This window comes from Aeribacillus sp. FSL K6-8394, assembly GCF_038008865.1.
GTDB lineage: Bacteria > Bacillota > Bacilli > Bacillales > Aeribacillaceae > Aeribacillus > Aeribacillus composti.
Window position 1 is genome coordinate 226,050 of sequence record NZ_JBBPAA010000002.1, and the last position, 15,618, is coordinate 241,667.

The 15,618-nt window shown below is 38.8% G+C and carries 15 protein-coding genes; 6 read left to right on the top strand and 9 right to left on the bottom strand.

Going from position 1 to position 15,618, the window contains the following annotated elements; all coding sequences use genetic code 11:
* Window positions 1-158: 158 nt before the first annotated feature.
* The 3 genes from NSR00_RS13530 to NSR00_RS13540 all read left to right on the top strand — a co-directional run bounded on the left by NSR00_RS13530 (window position 159) and on the right by NSR00_RS13540 (window position 1,592).
* Window positions 159-665, top strand: a complete 507-nt coding sequence (locus tag NSR00_RS13530; protein ID WP_339193937.1) for a hypothetical protein — start codon at window positions 159-161, stop codon at window positions 663-665.
* 245 nt (window positions 666-910) lie between these two features.
* A complete protein-coding gene (locus NSR00_RS13535; RefSeq protein ID WP_066250422.1) occupies window positions 911-1,234 on the top strand; it encodes a DMT family transporter in 324 nt (107 codons plus the stop codon).
* A 22-nt stretch (window positions 1,235-1,256) separates the two neighbouring features.
* Window positions 1,257-1,592: a DMT family transporter gene (locus NSR00_RS13540; protein WP_340789433.1), complete on the top strand. Its 336-nt coding sequence runs from the start codon at window positions 1,257-1,259 to the stop codon at window positions 1,590-1,592.
* A 62-nt stretch (window positions 1,593-1,654) separates the two neighbouring features.
* Here NSR00_RS13540 and NSR00_RS13545 read toward each other — a convergent pair whose 3' ends face one another.
* A complete protein-coding gene (locus NSR00_RS13545) occupies window positions 1,655-2,089 on the bottom strand; it encodes an acyl-CoA thioesterase (RefSeq protein WP_311066768.1) in 435 nt (144 codons plus the stop codon).
* A gap of 524 nt (window positions 2,090-2,613) precedes the next feature.
* On the opposite strand from NSR00_RS13545, the gene rhaA reads away from it, so the two are divergent.
* Window positions 2,614-3,870: an L-rhamnose isomerase gene (gene rhaA / locus NSR00_RS13550; protein WP_340789434.1), complete on the top strand. Its 1,257-nt coding sequence runs from the start codon at window positions 2,614-2,616 to the stop codon at window positions 3,868-3,870.
* A gap of 469 nt (window positions 3,871-4,339) precedes the next feature.
* Window positions 4,340-5,821 (top strand): rhamnulokinase, encoded by a 1,482-nt coding sequence (rhaB, locus tag NSR00_RS13555; RefSeq protein ID WP_340789435.1) that lies wholly within the window; start codon window positions 4,340-4,342, stop codon window positions 5,819-5,821.
* A gap of 439 nt (window positions 5,822-6,260) precedes the next feature.
* Here rhaB and NSR00_RS13560 read toward each other — a convergent pair whose 3' ends face one another.
* The 8 genes from NSR00_RS13560 to NSR00_RS13595 form a co-directional block, all read right to left on the bottom strand.
* Window positions 6,261-6,683: a TlpA disulfide reductase family protein gene (locus tag NSR00_RS13560; protein WP_094244947.1), complete on the bottom strand. Its 423-nt coding sequence runs from the start codon at window positions 6,681-6,683 to the stop codon at window positions 6,261-6,263.
* A gap of 13 nt (window positions 6,684-6,696) precedes the next feature.
* On the bottom strand, window positions 6,697-7,203 hold the full coding sequence (locus NSR00_RS13565) for a HEAT repeat domain-containing protein (protein WP_063386519.1): 507 nt from the start codon (window positions 7,201-7,203) through the stop codon (window positions 6,697-6,699).
* 43 nt (window positions 7,204-7,246) lie between these two features.
* On the bottom strand, window positions 7,247-8,695 hold the full coding sequence (skfF, locus tag NSR00_RS13570) for a sporulation killing factor system integral membrane protein (RefSeq protein WP_340789437.1): 1,449 nt from the start codon (window positions 8,693-8,695) through the stop codon (window positions 7,247-7,249).
* Window positions 8,688-9,410 (bottom strand): ABC transporter ATP-binding protein, encoded by a 723-nt coding sequence (locus tag NSR00_RS13575; protein ID WP_063386521.1) that lies wholly within the window; start codon window positions 9,408-9,410, stop codon window positions 8,688-8,690. Before NSR00_RS13575 ends, skfF begins: the two co-directional genes overlap by 8 nt.
* Window positions 9,411-9,425: 15 nt before the next feature.
* Entirely contained in the window at window positions 9,426-10,922 is a 1,497-nt protein-coding gene (locus tag NSR00_RS13580) for a CPBP family intramembrane glutamic endopeptidase (RefSeq protein WP_340789439.1), read from the bottom strand.
* Window positions 10,922-12,157 carry a sporulation killing factor system radical SAM maturase gene (skfB, locus tag NSR00_RS13585; protein ID WP_340789440.1) on the bottom strand — a complete coding sequence of 412 codons (1,236 nt, stop codon included), beginning with the start codon at window positions 12,155-12,157 and terminating at the stop codon, window positions 10,922-10,924. The genes NSR00_RS13580 and skfB overlap by 1 nt, the downstream gene beginning before the upstream one ends.
* Before the next feature lie 208 nt (window positions 12,158-12,365).
* A complete protein-coding gene (skfA, locus tag NSR00_RS13590; RefSeq protein WP_063386524.1) occupies window positions 12,366-12,533 on the bottom strand; it encodes a sporulation killing factor in 168 nt (55 codons plus the stop codon).
* A 259-nt stretch (window positions 12,534-12,792) separates the two neighbouring features.
* A complete protein-coding gene (locus NSR00_RS13595; RefSeq protein ID WP_044899598.1) occupies window positions 12,793-14,166 on the bottom strand; it encodes an IS1380-like element ISGsp2 family transposase in 1,374 nt (457 codons plus the stop codon).
* 832 nt (window positions 14,167-14,998) lie between these two features.
* Here NSR00_RS13595 and NSR00_RS13600 point away from each other — a divergent pair.
* Complete coding sequence (locus NSR00_RS13600) at window positions 14,999-15,148, top strand: hypothetical protein (RefSeq protein ID WP_186439321.1); 150 nt, start codon at window positions 14,999-15,001, stop codon at window positions 15,146-15,148.
* The last annotated feature ends 470 nt before the right edge of the window (window positions 15,149-15,618 follow it).

Here is a 15,618-nt window from a genome sequence, read left to right on the forward strand (position 1 = left end):
AGCCTTGTAGCTGTATGGGAGTCGAAGGGTGAGGGGGGAGAAGGTGGATAGATAAGAGAAAGAATGATGAAAACCTGTGATAAAATATGCGTAGAAGGAAATTCTTTTTCAATTAATGGGAAGCAGTATAAAGGATTTGACAAAGATGGAGAGAAAAAATGACTTATTCGTTTATTTTTAAAGATTCATTTATGGATTTAACGAAAACTCGTATCCGTGAAATACAGACTGATGAAGAAGTGTTGCTTCATCCTAAATGGAGTTTTCCAATTGGAAAGTATTCGTTTTTTTCTGGAAAAGAAGAATATAAGGCAATATCTACAAAAGAACATTTCATACATAACGCCTTTGTTGTGCTTCAACCAGACGGAAAAGAAATTGTACGAATGAAAAATTTGTCACTTCATAAGAAAAAATCTATTTTTAAAGAGCTTCGAATGGTTTATAGCCAGAACAGCTTTCATATAAACTCTACTCTTGCATTTAAAACGATAACGATTAGTAATGGAAAAGAGGTCATTCTGACAGCGAACAAAATTTCTTCGATATTTAAAAATCTTTTAGAAATGTATGATTACGAAGTTCAAGTTCATCAAACGATGAACTTACCATTTATAGTGTGGGTGGCCATTTTCAAGGGGATCCATTTATTGATTAGACGTTAGATCCATTGTAAAAATCTCCTTGGACCTTTCTGGAATTCCTTTTTTTCTAACTCTTCTCCACGTAATGTTGCGGACATGATTTTTCCTATTGCTGGTGAAAAGACGAGAGTCTGCGTGCATGACTGTGAGTAAGCGATGGATTGGATTTTATCAGGTCAGTCAAAACGTATTTTTCAAAGACTATCAAATTGTTATATCAAAAAGGACAAAAGTGCGAAGGACCGTTAAGTTTTAGGAGGATTCACATGAAGGAATATGTAATTTTGGCGGTAGCCATCATAAGTGAAGTATTTGCAAGTTCAATGCTGAAAGTATCAAATGGATTTAAAAAGTTGTTTCCTTCCATCGGAGTCGTAATGGGGTATGGTGCAGCTTTTTATCTCTTATCTTTATCTCTAAAAGCAATACCGCTTGGTACGGCTTATGCGATATGGTCAGGCGTCGGTACGGCTTTAACTGCATTAGTTGGTGTTATCTTTTATAAAGAAAGTATTGATCTTAAAAAATGTTTAGGCTTAGTTCTAATCATTTGTGGAGTGGTTGTTTTGAAACTCAGCAGTTCTCATTAACGATGAGAGAGGAGGCAATTGTATGAAAGGTTATATCGCATTAGGAATTTCTATTATCAGCGAAGTATTTGGTACGACAATGCTTAAATTGTCAGATGGATTTACAAGTTTTTTCCCTTCCATTGGTGTTATAGTTGGTTATGGATTATCTTTTTATTGTTTGTCGTTATGTCTTAAGACAGTTCCGTTAAGCTTGGCCTACGCGATTTGGTCGGGACTGGGGACAGCATTTACAGCGTTAATTGGTGTTCTAGTATGGCGGGATCCATTTAATATTATTACATTAGTTGGTCTAGTATTGATCATTGGCGGGGTGATTTTATTAAATGCTCCAAAAAGTCCAGATAAAGCTTTATAAAACTGACCCCCTGTCTGGAGGGCGCAAGGAGTCAGCTATAGGTCTAAACGTTTGTATTTCGTTTATAGGCTGACTGCCGGTTCGTATTCTTTAATTCGCTGACGGACGAAATCAGGAATCGCTCTCGATTTTCCAGCGGCGGCATCATAATTGACATAGATCACTTCAGCCTGAACCAGCGGGTCTTTTTCTCCCGCTTTTGTGATGATAAACTCCATTGTCAGGCTAGAGCCGCCAATTCGTGATGTTCGGCACCAGATCTCAAGCGTATCTTTAAAACGGGCTGGCTTTTTATATTCCAGCGTTGATTTGACCATTGCAATATCAAATATATTTTCTTGGGCAAGCTCCTCGAGATCCCGCCCAAACACTTCCTCAAAATAGTCAATAACCGCAACGTCAATATATGTCAAGTAATGGGCGTTAAAGACAATTTTTTGTCCGTCAATTTCTGAGTAGCGCACCCGCAGGCGGTGTGAAAAACGGAATCCTTCCATTATGTACCCTCCTGAAAAAATGTTATTTTCATTATATAATGAAAATTCTAGCAATTAAAGCGGGAAATAAGATTTGTAAAGAAGTTCGAAATAAGCTCAGCGTCTGTCAAAAATTCAAATATTGATGCTAAAGTTGCGTACACCTCTTTGATTAGGACAGAGGTAGGAAATAACATAAAGAACAAAAATAAAAAAATATATTCAATAACAAACAAAAGTATTATATAATTGAAATTACAGTAAAAACCAACTAGTATGTTTGGAATATTTTTGTATTTATGCAAAAAGCGAAAATAAAAGATGTCATGAACTCTTCCCCCTTTCCTTGGCGCCGACTCTGCATTTATCAAGCTAAAGAATTTAATTTGTCCAAAGGTGAAGGAATGTTCGACAGTTAGTGAAGAAAATTGAAACCGTTTACTTTAAAATTTCTAAATTTTCATTACAGTTCATAAAAACAGCATAAGGTACATTCATAATGTATTAGAAAAAAGTACTAGTTTACTAAAGGAGATGGATAATTTATGGTTATAAAAGAATCTTTTGAGCTAGCACGGCAAGTCTATGAAAAATGGGGAATAAATATTGAAGAAGTATTAGAAAACTTGCAGCAAGCGTCAATCTCTATCCATTGCTGGCAAGGTGATGACGTAAAAGGATTTGAAGCAGATGCAAGCGAGCTTTCAGGGGGGATTGATGTAACAGGAAATTATCCGGGGAAGGCAAGAAATGCTGAAGAATTAAGGCAGGATTTAGAGAAAGCGATGTCATTAATTCCAGGGAAACATCGTGTCAACCTACACGCCATTTATGCAGAAACAAATGGTGAAAAAGTGGAAAGAGATCAGTTAGAACCGAAACATTTTGAAAACTGGGTTAATTGGGCGAAAAAAATTGGTATAGGGCTGGATTTTAATCCTACCTTATTTTCGCATGAAAAAGCAGCAGATGGACTGACGTTGTCTCATCCTGATCCGGGAATTAGAGAATTTTGGATCAACCACTGTATTAGGAGCCGAAAAATCGGTGAGTACTTTGGCAAGGAGCTTGGAACACCATGCTTAACAAATATATGGATTCCGGACGGCTATAAGGACATTCCAAGCGACCGATTGACTCCAAGAAAGCGATTAAAAGAATCATTGGATAAAATTTTTAGTGTAGAGATCAATGAGAAATATAATTTGGATGCAGTCGAAAGCAAATTGTTTGGAATAGGATCTGAGTCTTTTGTTGTCGGCTCGCATGAATTTTATCTAGGGTACGCCTTACAAAATAATAAAATATATTTATTAGATACAGGTCATTTTCATCCTACTGAAACAGTCTCAAATAAAATTTCATCGATTTTGCTTTATAGCGACAGGCTTGCTTTACACGTATCGAGACCGGTTCGGTGGGACAGCGACCATGTCGTGATTTTGGATGATGAATTGCGTGAAATAGCGCTTGAAATCGTGCGCAATGATGCGCTGCATAAGGTTTTAATCGGACTTGATTTCTTTGATGCCAGCATCAATCGTCTTGCTGCATGGGTCATTGGAACGCGTAATATGATTAAAGCTTTATTATATGCAATGCTTATGCCGCATGAATATTTAAAGCAATTGCAAGAAAAGGGAAACTTTACGGAAAGATTGGCGGTTATGGAGGAATTTAAAACTTATCCTTTCGGTGCAATTTGGGATTATTATTGTGAGAAAATGAATGTTCCTGTAAGAGAAGAATGGTTAAAAGAAATTCAAAAATATGAGGAGGAAGTATTAACTAAGAGACAGTAGTCGTAAATATGGCAAGAGTATGAATTCTCTTGCTGCTCAAATTAGCCGATCAGTGAATTAAAAGAGCTGAAAAATTATAAAGACTTCGTGGATTAAGGAAAGCTTCACTCCTAATGGAGAAAATAAAGTAAATATAGGAAGTGCTGATTCGGCAATTTCACTTAATAGCTTTAGCATCCGAAGCATCAGTAGATAATTGAAATAAAAAAGTGAAGGCTAAAATATCAATATTTTTATTGGCAGGAAACGTAAAGAGATTTTTCTTGCTTTGTGGAAAGGGAAAACTTTTTTAATGGTTGCTGCCAATGAATTTTTTGAAGAATGGAAGAAAAGTTGTTTGCAAATGTTTACTCAGATTTTGACCTGCTGCATGAGCAGCAAGAAAATGTCTAGTTATGGAACGTTATCCTAATTTTTAAGCGAAACATTTAGCAGTTTCATAGATTGTGTGAATTTTAGGAGGGATAAAATGACACATATCGCAGTTGACATCGGTGCATCAAGCGGACGGCTTGTCATAGGGGATATAAAAAATGGAAAATTGACAATTGAAGAAATACACCGATTTGCCAATGGTTTTACGGAACGAAATGGAACGTATTATTGGGATATTGATCATTTGCTGACGGAAATTGTAAAGGGATTGGCATATGTCAAAACATTGGGAGTGAAAAGGTGTACACTTGGAATCGATACTTGGGCTACAGATTATGTGCTGGTCGATCAAGAAGGAAAAAGGGTGCAAGAGGTCATAGCATACAGAGATAAAAGAACAGAACGGACGATTGAGAAAATTACGAAGCATATTTCCAAAAAAGATATATATGAAAAAACAGGCATTCAGTTTTTATCCTTCAACACCTTATACCAGTTATATGAAGAAAAAAAAGAAAATCTTGAAAAAACGAAAATGATTATGACAGTTCCTGATTACTTAGGATACAAACTGACTGGATGTGCAGTGACGGAAGTGACAAGCGCATCTTGTACTCAGCTTTTAAACGTGAAAGAAAAAGATTTTGATCAAGATTTGCTTCAGCTGCTGTCAATTGAGCGTGAGCAGTTTCCGCCGTTTTCTTACCCCGGGGACATGCTCGGATATGTCAGAAACGAATATTTTCCTGATTACGATCTGCCCGAAACAAAAGTGATTATAGTTGGTTCTCATGATACAGCTTCCGCAGTTGCAGGAGTACCTGCTGCTGAAAAAAATTGGGCGTATTTAAGCAGCGGAACTTGGTCTTTGATTGGGATTGAATCGGATACGCCAATCATTACAGAAAAATCATTATTTTACAATTATACAAATGAGTGGGGAGTGTTTGGGACATACCGTTTTTTAAAAAATATTATGGGCATGTGGATTATTCAAGAAGTGAGAAGACATTTAACGAAAGATTACAATTTTGCCCAAATGGTTGATGAGGCAAGAAAGGCGCCTCCGTGCAAACAATTTATCAATTTTAACGATCAGCGATTTTTTAATCCGGACAATATGGTAGAAGAAATTCAGAAATATTGCAGGGAAACGCTTCAGCCTGTGCCGCAATCAACAGGAGAAATTGCGAGATGTGTATTTACAAATCTGGCTATACTATATTCCTTGTCAATGGATGAAATTGAAAGTATATCGGGCAGAACAATCGATTCATTATATATTGTCGGAGGCGGCTCGCAAAATGATTTCATAAACGAAATGACCGCTGCTGTAAGCGGAAAAACGGTTTTTGCCGGTCCCTCTGAAGCAACGGCTGTAGGAAATATTTTAATTCAGCTAATAGCGGAGAAAAAGCTTGCAAATTTACAGGAAGGACGGAATCTAGTCTTGAACTCTTTTTCTATAAAGCGTTTTGATCCAAGAGAAAGCGGAAACGATGCATTAAAAGAACAATTTAAACAAGCTGTTTTCTCCAGGATATGTACAGAGTACCGGCACCATAAGAAAAATTGATCATAACACAATAACTCATAGTGCCTATGTTACATCAGGAATGAGCGGCGCTCCAATTTATGTTCACCAGCAATTGGAATGCATTATCATTAAAAAGTACATCGAGTTGGGGAATAGCATTTCCAACAGCCTCAAAAAATTTCATTTAAACTTAGGGGCGCAAAATGAAACAGAATATGGAAAGGTTCCTTTTGATGGTCTTAATAGATTAGCTGCTGTTTTATCGGATCATGTACAATAAAAGAGATTTTAGAATAAAGACACTATTCCAAAAGGCAAATAAATGAACTTCAAAAGGAACCAAAAAAATTTTCTCTCAATTTATTGCTCCAAGAAAAATGTTAACGGAATGTTGAACATAAATTTTAATAGAGAAATATTTAAAAAGGTAAACCGATTCTTTTTACAGTGAAAAAGTCAAGAAAAAAGCGGTAAGACTTTACTTTAGCTGTTTAATTTTTTTCATCATTTTGTGAAAACCTTCCTCTCCCATTGTTAATAATTCTTTCTTCATTTGTTGATTGACTAGGCAAAAAGCAGGGATTCCTTGAATACCAAAAGATTGTGCGATTGCATAGTTTTGATCTAAAACTACAGGAATTGTAATCTTTTTTTCCTCTACTCGTGTTTTCACAAGCTCCAACGCTTTCTCTTCAGCTGTATAAGGTACATGAACGGCAATGACATGAAAGGTTTCAAGATTAACTGTTTCTTCTAATAACTGATCCGTTAATTCACTGCAATACGGGCAGCTAATTGACCAAAAATAAAACAAAAGCCGATTGGATGATGGGAAATCATGGCCGTTTTTTGGAACATTCAGCCACGGCAAGTCTTTTGTCATTGTTTGTATTAAATCCATGTGCTGTTCCTCCTCATTGATCCTTTAGTTGCATAGCGATAATTTTACCAATTGCTTCCTCCGCGGCAAAAGGACTGACCATTCCGGACGGCTTATCCAGTTCTTCTTTTAGACACTTCAACATAAGAGGTTCAATTTTAGACGGATCGATCAAGGAGATTGCCCATGATGCCCAAAAACGCGGTTTTCCTTCTGTATTTCGTGCAACTTCAACGAGGGCGTTCAGACTGTGATGTCCGATTCTCATTAAGGATAAAGCAGCTGACATTCTTATATCTTCGTCGTCATCTTTTAAAAGCGAAGCGAGTTCGGGAACTGCTTCCTTTGCATCTGCACCAAATTCCCCCAGCACAACGGATGAAATCATTCGGAGGGATTTCTCATCTTTTAAGGCTTTTATGAGTATTGGGACAGCGGCTTTTCCCGTTTTTTTTAGCTCTTTCACTCCTTGAAATACCGTTGCTTCATCGCTGCTTTTTAGTTTCGTTAAGGCTTGAGAGATTATTTCATTTGAACTCATGAAAATTCATCTCCTTAAGAAAAAGTATTAAATCCCTTCTGATTCAACGTTCATATTGATAGAAAGATAAGAATAAAATCGTGCTTAACACGATCATGAAAAGAGGCAGCCAATAGAAAAGAAGGTTTTTGAAAAGAAAAAACAAAACGATGTAACAAAGGGTGCTCCCCATACAAATGAAAGCAAAATTTTTATAGTATGAAATCAGGCTGAGAGAGGGGTCTTTTTTATATGTTCTAACAAATGCCGCCCAGCGGATGGAAAGCATGAGCATGTATCCTCCAAACCCGTACAAACTAAATGAAAGGAAATCTGTAAAAGCAGTGTTGAAATGGAAATGCCACATACCCACGCAATAAAGATAAAATAGAAAGATCCAAGCGGTATTCGATCCTTCCAGCAGCAATGCTTTTTTCCATAGTTTTCCCGGCAGCAAAAAAAGATCTCCAGACTTTGCATGTCTAATTAATCCTGAATAGTAGGAACTGCTGAAAAAAGCTCCGATTGTAAAAACGACCAAAATATAAAACCAATAAATGTTTTTTGCAATGAAAACGGGAACTAAGATGAGAAGAATAAACAAATGAGCAATATGGAAAAAAATGTATTTCTTGGCAAGCAATATTTCGAGCCAAAGGAAAGAAAAAATACCGTTTAATCCTTTCAGCCCCCACCATGTGTGCATCTCTTTCAGGCTGTTTTTAAAAAAATCGGTTTGATGATCTTGAAACTCCGCCCAAAAATCAGCTTCTTTTACCAATTTTTCTTTACATTCCGATTTTTTCGTTGTTATTCGAATAATCATGAACGAAAGGGCGATCATGATTAGAAAGGCAAGAAACCCTTGCAGCAAAAAGCTGTTTGTAAATAAATAGCCGATAAAGCCGATATGGTAGCTAATATACTTCTGCCAAATCAATTCATTGGCTTGAAAAAAAGAACCATAGAGAGCAATACCATATATAACGGTGAGAATGAAGGCAACAAAGGAGAAAGCAATTTTTGTTCCTTTTACAGTTCTGGCACAGGACATAGCCATTATCCATGATTCTAATAAAACAATGAGACAAAGTAATCGGATTGATTGTGCTGTTAACCGGCCAAATGGATTTCCTGCCAAAAAATAAACGGCATCAGCTGTGATTCCTGAGAGAAGACAGAGCAGCCCTTTCCAAGACAATCGCCATAATAATACGGAATAAACGATTTTAGTGAAAGAATAAGGGGCGGTATAAAGCCATATGACGTCTTGCATGAGCCCAGGTATGCGGTTGGAAAGCAGCCCAAAAATGGTCATGACAATAAAAATTCCTGAGCAAATCCATCCTGTATAGGCAATGTCCCAACTTCTGGAATTAGCCCCCCATTCAAGTTGAAACAGAAAAAACCATATAAATAAAACAAAAATGAACAGAAAGAATTTTATCCCGTGTTTTTGGCTATCGATTTCTCTTTTCGCTTGAAGGAACAAAAATGACCAAATATTAATCATTTGACCAATCCCCTAAACTGCGTATGACTTCTTGCTTCCAGGCTGGATATTCTTCGTTGTTTTTTGGTACGGCCATTTCTTTTACAATACGGCCTTCTCGAATTAATAACACTCTGTTAGCCGTTTCCAATACAAATTCGAGGCTGTGGGTGGATATGAGAATGGCGCTATGATGTTTTGATTTACGGACAAGCCAGTTGGCAAGCCATTGTTTGGAAGAAATATCCAAACCGATTGTTGGTTCATCCAATATATATATAGAAGCGTTTTGTATAATGGCGCCAGCCAAAATAACCCTTTGCTTTTGTCCCCTTGACAATTGCCCGCTTAATCGATCCGCCAACGATTCAATATTTACCTCTTTTAAAGCTTCATAAACTTTTTTTTGAAGGTCTTTTTTTTCAACTTTGAAGGCTCTGGCGCGAAATTGCAAATGTTCCGCTACGGTTAAGGTAGGGTACAAATATGGGTGATCCGGAATTAGCGAAGCGGATTGCTGCGCTTCAACCGTACCAGGGGAATGCCCCGCAATTTTGATCGTCCCATCATCAGGGGTGTATAATCCAGCGAGACACCTAATGGTTGTTGTTTTACCTGCCCCGTTTGGCCCTAATAAGGCTACGATTTCTCCTGAATGAACGGAAAAAGTTATATCTTCTACACCATCGCCGTTACGATATTTTTTCTTCAAATTGGTTACTTGGATGATCTTCATGCCTCTCCTCCATTGTTATACTGAGGGTTGTTTGAAGGTTTCACTGGCCTTCAATTTTTTCTGGAAAGTGTAATCCCAAAGCGGCTTCATGACAAGAATAAAATTATAAATAAAATGAATGGTTAAGGAGGACAGAAAACCGAACTGGATGAAAAAGAATCCCAGTATAATGCCAAAGATCACTAATTGGATCCATCTGATCCATCTGGGATGAAATCCTGTTCCTTGGTGCATAATGGCCCATAGAATGGAGGAAATGATGATCGCCAAAGCCCAATTGCCGCTCAACCACCATATCGTCGGAATGATCAACAAACGGTAGACTGTTTCCTCTGCAATGGAGCTTTGCAGGCCGATGCTTAATCCTTGTTTAAATGTAAAGCCTGACAAGTAAATGGTACGATTGGACAACTCGGGAGAAATTCGCAGCCAATTTTTCTCTTCCAGCCATGAAAAAATTGCTGAAAAAAAACCTAAGCAGCCGATGCCGACACTTAAGCCGACGAAAAACTGCCATACAGCATTATCAAAAAAAGCTATTTGGAGAACATTACTCAAAGAGTGCCCTGCCAATGAACATATATATACGACGAAACCTGTGGCCAATCCTGCTAAAATTGCCGATAAGATTCCAAGAGCATAAACCGTTTTTATGCTGAGGCGGGAATCATAAGTATTGACGATGCTCAGTTGAATGTCTTCTTTTATTGTTATGATGTTACAAAAGAATAGAACCGCCCCCAGCAAGATGCTTGCAGTGATGCCGGCATTTTGGCGAAGGTTGATAAGGATGATGATCGCTGCAATAACGGTCAGGCATGACGCTAATACTCCAGTCATATTTAAGGTAGATTCCATTTGCTCTTTCTTAACCGCTGTTTCGATGTCTTCTGTCAATATCTCTTGTTCTGAACCGATATAGAATATTTGCCCGTTATGGATTTCAACCGTTATTTTCATTCTTACTGGTTGAGATTCGGCAATATACCAGTACGTTTCAATATTTTCCAAGTCTTCTTCTTTTCTGCCTGCACCTGTGAATTGAGATGCAGCCCATAATCCATTATCTGAGACGGCAAGCTCTTTTTTTAATTGTTCCGGAGAGGAAAAAGCGCCTTTATGTTTCGCCATTTCTTTCTTTGACAGGTTCGCGGTGTAAAACGTAATTTCTCCATTTGAATTGATGCCAATGATGACTGATCGGTTTTCTCGAACGAATCTAATTCTCCATGATTCGACTAAACCCCAATGATATAAAATATGGCGAACTTTGCTTAACAATCCTAGGTGATGCAACATATTGACGGTATTTCGGTCGTACCAATACATCGCATAAAAATCCCAATCTGATACATCAATGCCGGAATACCGTTTAATGAATTGCACTGCCAATTCCCGAGCTTCTTTTTTATGTAATAATAGCGATTCGTACGTTTTTGGTTTGAATTTGTAAAACAGAAAGGTTCCTGCAATAGGAAGGATGATCCATAATAAATGGATGATGGTCGTCATCATGGTTTAACCTCAGCTTCTTTTTGAATGGTAAAAGGCAAATCGGCTTCAGGTAATTCTATCTTTCCTATACATCTACATTGTTTAGCAAGTCGCTTCGCTTGCATTAGCCTTTCCGGTGAACCGATCTCCTGCATGCTGTTTTTTAAGACGTTTCCAAGGGATGTATCTTCAATTTGACAAGGTGTAACTTGTCCATCCGCACGAATATACCATGACAAAAATCCCGGGGTGCAGAAATCTGTAAGACTATCATTTTGATGGTGGTCTTCCCAATCCATAATAATGATTTGATCACTCCATCTTTTTTTGGCGTCTGCCAACTGCTGCTTTACTTTCTCCTTCATTTCGCTTGTCATGTCTTGATATTCAGATGCTCTGCCTACGGGAATAGTTTGACCCGCACGAAATACAACTGCGCCAACTTCCACCGATTTTTCGATTACTTCATAAACTTCTTTGTAGTTGAGTTGGTTAACAGTCATAGCAATGAGGACGGGAACCGATGATTGAGCAAAATGTTCGGCATTTTTCAAGCTTTCGGAAAATCCTCCTTCTCTCCCTCTTAACTTGTCATGGGTGCTGCTGTTTCCATCTATACTTATTTGGACACTGACATTTCCCAAGTGGCTGATCAGTTCAATCTCATCGTCGCGCCAATTTAGGCCATTGCTAAAAAGGTTGACGTTCGTAAATAAAGAACTGGCTGTGGCAATGATTTTCAAGAAATTTTTTGTTAGCTTTGCTTCTCCGCCTGTAATGGTGATGTCAGCTACACCGTGAGATGCGAGTTTTTGCAACACTTTTATCCATTGGGAAGATGATAGTTCATCTGGATACGGTTTTCCTGAGCTTGCATAACAGAAAGGACACTTCAAATTGCACATATTTGTTAATTGAAGGGTGCAGCTGATTGGCAAATAGTACTCTGTAGATCCGGTGATCATCAAAGGGTGATTTAGCAGGCCTTTTTTCCACGCTGATGTAAATGGATGTGAATCTAGCTCGTTATTTAATTCTTCCTCACTTACCTTTTCTTTTGAAAGAATCTCCCAAATTCTTGCCGTTTTTTGAACACTGTTATTTTTGGCAAGCATTAAAGCTAATTCTGTTCCCCTGCCGCTAAGTCTAAAATAGAACATGCTTTTTCTGTCAAGCAAAATGGCCCCATGAGGTTGGAAGTGGATCGCAAATTCTGGTGAAGTGTTAGTTGCCGTTTCTAACAATTTTGACATAAAATCCTCCCTCTATAAATGTTGATATATCAATGGTTGTAGCCATTTTCAGGGGTGTCAAAAAATTTTTTTTTCGACACGTTTTCTAACTTTGTTTCTCAAATCTGTATATATATGACATTGGATGGGTGCGCTTCACTGCCACTACTCCTTTATTTTAGGGAGCAGTTAAAAAACTGCTCCATTGCAATCCTTTTGAATATAATGGTTATAGCAGGCGCATTGCCGGATGTGGGAGCCAGCAGACTCTAGTCATCGAGATACTTTTTGAGGCCCAGCAGCTCATACATCCAGCCGCTTTCACAATCGAGGTGCCTGCTGGCTTTTTCAGTTCCTTGATAGCTGTTGGCTCCCACTGTTTTTTTTGCTTCTCCATAATCCCATCTCCTTCCAATTAAAAATGGTCATTATTGGAATAAAATATAACTCCTGAATCCGTGATGAATTGAAATCGACTTTGATTTTGTTGTAATTTTGATGGATTGATAATCCATAAAACCCCTTTTATGCTTATGACCTATGTCATCTCTATTTCCGAAAATGGAACAAATCTCTTTTTTAGGTATACGAACCAAAAAAATAGACAAAAAAGCACAGGGAGTGACGTTGGACATCAGTGCCCGAACATTCGTTCGTTATCTTGCCTCTCTCCATTTCTGATAGACGTTCAGTAGGGGCTCGCTATAGCCACTCCTTCGCGTCAGTTTCATCCAGATCTGTCGTGATCGACGGACGAGTCGCCCTGCCATCGTGATCACCGTCTGAATAATCGTCTTGATGCGGCGGCGTTTCACTTTGTGGTGCAACGGATGTCTCGGATCGCTTAATAGATCTTGTCCAATCAGACGAAGAAGATTGTAAACGAAGGCTCCCATGACCAACACGAGCGCATTCGTTTTCATCTTCCCAGATGGAAGCCGCTCTAAATCTAAGTCGCTCTTCAGTTCGCTATGAAACTGTTCGCATGTCGCATGGTCATGATACAACGCGAGCACATCGCTCATTCGAACATGCTCGTATCCTTTGAGCCGCACCCAATAGCTTTCCACTTCATAATCAGGAACGAGCATCAGCTGTCCATTGCGTTCCATCGTCCGTTCCGTCACTTGGGTGACTTGAACGTACGTATACGTGTTTCCATCGATCGCTGCCTTCTGTGGAAGGCATAGCTCATAGGTTTGTACTCCTTCGCTTTGTCCATCATCGACACGTTTGCCCTTTTGCGAAGCGATCTGGAACCAAAGCGCTTTCGATTCTCGGCGTAAGTTTCGCTTGATGACAAAGTCCACGTCTTCCTTTAGGCATACGTGCACATTCGCTTCTGCATCGTTTCCTGCATCCATGCGAACAAGCAGACGAGATGAAGTCAGTTGACGAGCTCGACGGATAGCGGTGACTAAAAACGAGGGCATGTTGTCTTGCACATGTTGTTTCCCTGGACGCAACTCGGCATGAACGAGATACCCTTCCTTCCCTGCATACGCAAACAACGGTGTAAAACCGTCAAATCCTTTATACGTTCGACTAACTCCTTCTTTTTTCGTATCGGAGTTGTCAAATGGGGAACCATCTATATCAAGGGGAAGCCATGTCGTCTTTCCTTTGGTCCAACAAGGGGACAAAGTGGCATGTCGTTGAATCAACAGACGTATGGACTCCTCCCAAAGAATCGTTTCGGTCATCGGAAGACAAGCGAGCTGATCGAGTCGTTGTCGCAAGGTTGGAGAGGAAGGCACGTGCTGAATCCCCATCGATGCCGAAAAGATATCGTCCTGACGATACGCTTCGATATGATCGAAATCCGTTTTTCCTGTGGCAAGCAAGCCAATCATCGAGCGAATGACATCGCTATGGGAAATGTGCACTTCTCGACGAACCGTTGGAAGCCGAAGTGCGTTTACCCGTTTATCCAGTTTCGTTCGATGGAGTAAGTAGCCAACGAGAGCAAGCCCAGCACTTGGGGTAATCGCTTCATCTGTCAATACAAACCGAATCGGGAAATCTTTCATCACATCACCTACTTGATGAAGAATCGTCAACGTCGTTTTCCCTTATCGTATCAACGGTTTGCGACCATTGTAAAGATGTTTTGTCACGGATTCAGGTAACTGTTTAAAATTTAGCATAGCGATAATGTCGAAGTAAGAAATAAATTGTCATTTTGTTATAATTTTTTGAAAATTTAATATAAAGATTTCATAACAGCTTGTATTGGTGCAAGAGCTGTTTATTATTGATACAAGTTTCATGCTTATTAGCCTTTTGATACAGGATGTCCGTTTCAGCAACCGGTAAGCCTTATCATCCAACCAGCGATTAGCGATTTACGCTACGGTTTTTGTATAAACTCAAATCCATATGAAGACCTTGCCACTTCCTTCACCTCAGCCCTTTCAGTTACAAAGCGTTTCATTGATGAAAGGCATTTAGAGCGCCACATCAGGAAAATGAAAAAAATATATAAAGCGCGGCGTGACTATGTAAAAAAAGTTTGACTGAACAATTTGGCGACACAGTTAAAATTTTTGGCGATTCCACCGGTTTGCATTTAGTCGCAGAATTTCAAAACATCGTGTTTTTAACGGATTTCCGAAAGAAGTCTCCCATCCTCAAGGAATGTGCAGGGCGTAGCCCAATGAGTAGGTGGGAGATGAATTTCGGTTGCTTTAGCCAACGAATATGATAGAATATGGCTAGAACGGACACCTTCGGAACGAAGGGAAGCGTAAAGGGTTCTTGTGTGTGGCTTACCGTTCAGCGAACACACACAAGTCGCTTGAAGCCCCAACCTCTAAGCGAAGCGTAGGTGGTGGGTAGTTCACTCAAGTAGTAAATGAAATAATGAAGAAGCATAAAGTGAAAATTTATCCTGAAGAAGTTCATGCTATTCAAAAAGGAATCCATCAAAACAAAATTATTTTAGGATATGGAAATTTAACAAAAGAAGAAATTGCGGAAGGCATTTTTAGATTAAGGCAGGCTCTAAATTAGGAGGTGTTCATCGTGGGGCATCTAAACGTTTGATGAAGATGAAAACATGTAGGATATTCATTTTAAGTGTCGATAATAAAATTGTCCAAACATGCCCATGAAACGATAATATTGACCAAATACAAAATTTGATGAGAGCGCTGTTTATGGAGGTAAGTTTGCTGGGACTTTAAGTCATGCAGGGTTTTAATCAAACGTTTGTTTAAGGGGTTAAACTCTCTCACAACTTTGAGGGGGTTTTTTTATGTGCTAAAAATTCGTTTCAAATGAATCAATTTCAGAGGATTTTATTTCATCAAATGAATTATCATAGACAGCCCCCGAACAAAACGGGGAAAAAGTTGGTATCATGCAAAACCACATGTATTTTGCCCTTTTGAGTTTTCGCTGGATCTTCAAATTCTAAGCGAATACATTTTACTTCAAGTAGAATGAAAGACAGCGGATCTTAAAGCATGCCGGATAGTGCG

What these genes read in the sequence shown, in the direction of transcription:
- NSR00_RS13535 (WP_066250422.1), top strand. Translation starts at nt 911, where the DNA reads ATGAAGGAATATGTAATTTTGGCGGTAGCCATCATAAGTGAAGTATTT.
- NSR00_RS13560 (WP_094244947.1), bottom strand. Translation starts at nt 6,683, where the DNA reads ATGGATTTAATACAAACAATGACAAAAGACTTGCCGTGGCTGAATGTT.
- NSR00_RS13580 (WP_340789439.1), bottom strand. Translation starts at nt 10,922, where the DNA reads ATGACGACCATCATCCATTTATTATGGATCATCCTTCCTATTGCAGGA.
- rhaB (WP_340789435.1), top strand. Translation starts at nt 4,340, where the DNA reads ATGACACATATCGCAGTTGACATCGGTGCATCAAGCGGACGGCTTGTC.
- rhaA (WP_340789434.1), top strand. Translation starts at nt 2,614, where the DNA reads ATGGTTATAAAAGAATCTTTTGAGCTAGCACGGCAAGTCTATGAAAAA.
- NSR00_RS13565 (WP_063386519.1), bottom strand. Translation starts at nt 7,203, where the DNA reads ATGAGTTCAAATGAAATAATCTCTCAAGCCTTAACGAAACTAAAAAGC.
- NSR00_RS13575 (WP_063386521.1), bottom strand. Translation starts at nt 9,410, where the DNA reads ATGAAGATCATCCAAGTAACCAATTTGAAGAAAAAATATCGTAACGGC.
- NSR00_RS13540 (WP_340789433.1), top strand. Translation starts at nt 1,257, where the DNA reads ATGAAAGGTTATATCGCATTAGGAATTTCTATTATCAGCGAAGTATTT.
- skfF (WP_340789437.1), bottom strand. Translation starts at nt 8,695, where the DNA reads ATGATTAATATTTGGTCATTTTTGTTCCTTCAAGCGAAAAGAGAAATC.
- skfA (WP_063386524.1), bottom strand. Translation starts at nt 12,533, where the DNA reads ATGGAGAAGCAAAAAAAACAGTGGGAGCCAACAGCTATCAAGGAACTG.
- NSR00_RS13530 (WP_339193937.1), top strand. Translation starts at nt 159, where the DNA reads ATGACTTATTCGTTTATTTTTAAAGATTCATTTATGGATTTAACGAAA.
- NSR00_RS13545 (WP_311066768.1), bottom strand. Translation starts at nt 2,089, where the DNA reads ATGGAAGGATTCCGTTTTTCACACCGCCTGCGGGTGCGCTACTCAGAA.
- NSR00_RS13600 (WP_186439321.1), top strand. Translation starts at nt 14,999, where the DNA reads ATGAAGAAGCATAAAGTGAAAATTTATCCTGAAGAAGTTCATGCTATT.
- skfB (WP_340789440.1), bottom strand. Translation starts at nt 12,157, where the DNA reads ATGTCAAAATTGTTAGAAACGGCAACTAACACTTCACCAGAATTTGCG.
- NSR00_RS13595 (WP_044899598.1), bottom strand. Translation starts at nt 14,166, where the DNA reads ATGAAAGATTTCCCGATTCGGTTTGTATTGACAGATGAAGCGATTACC.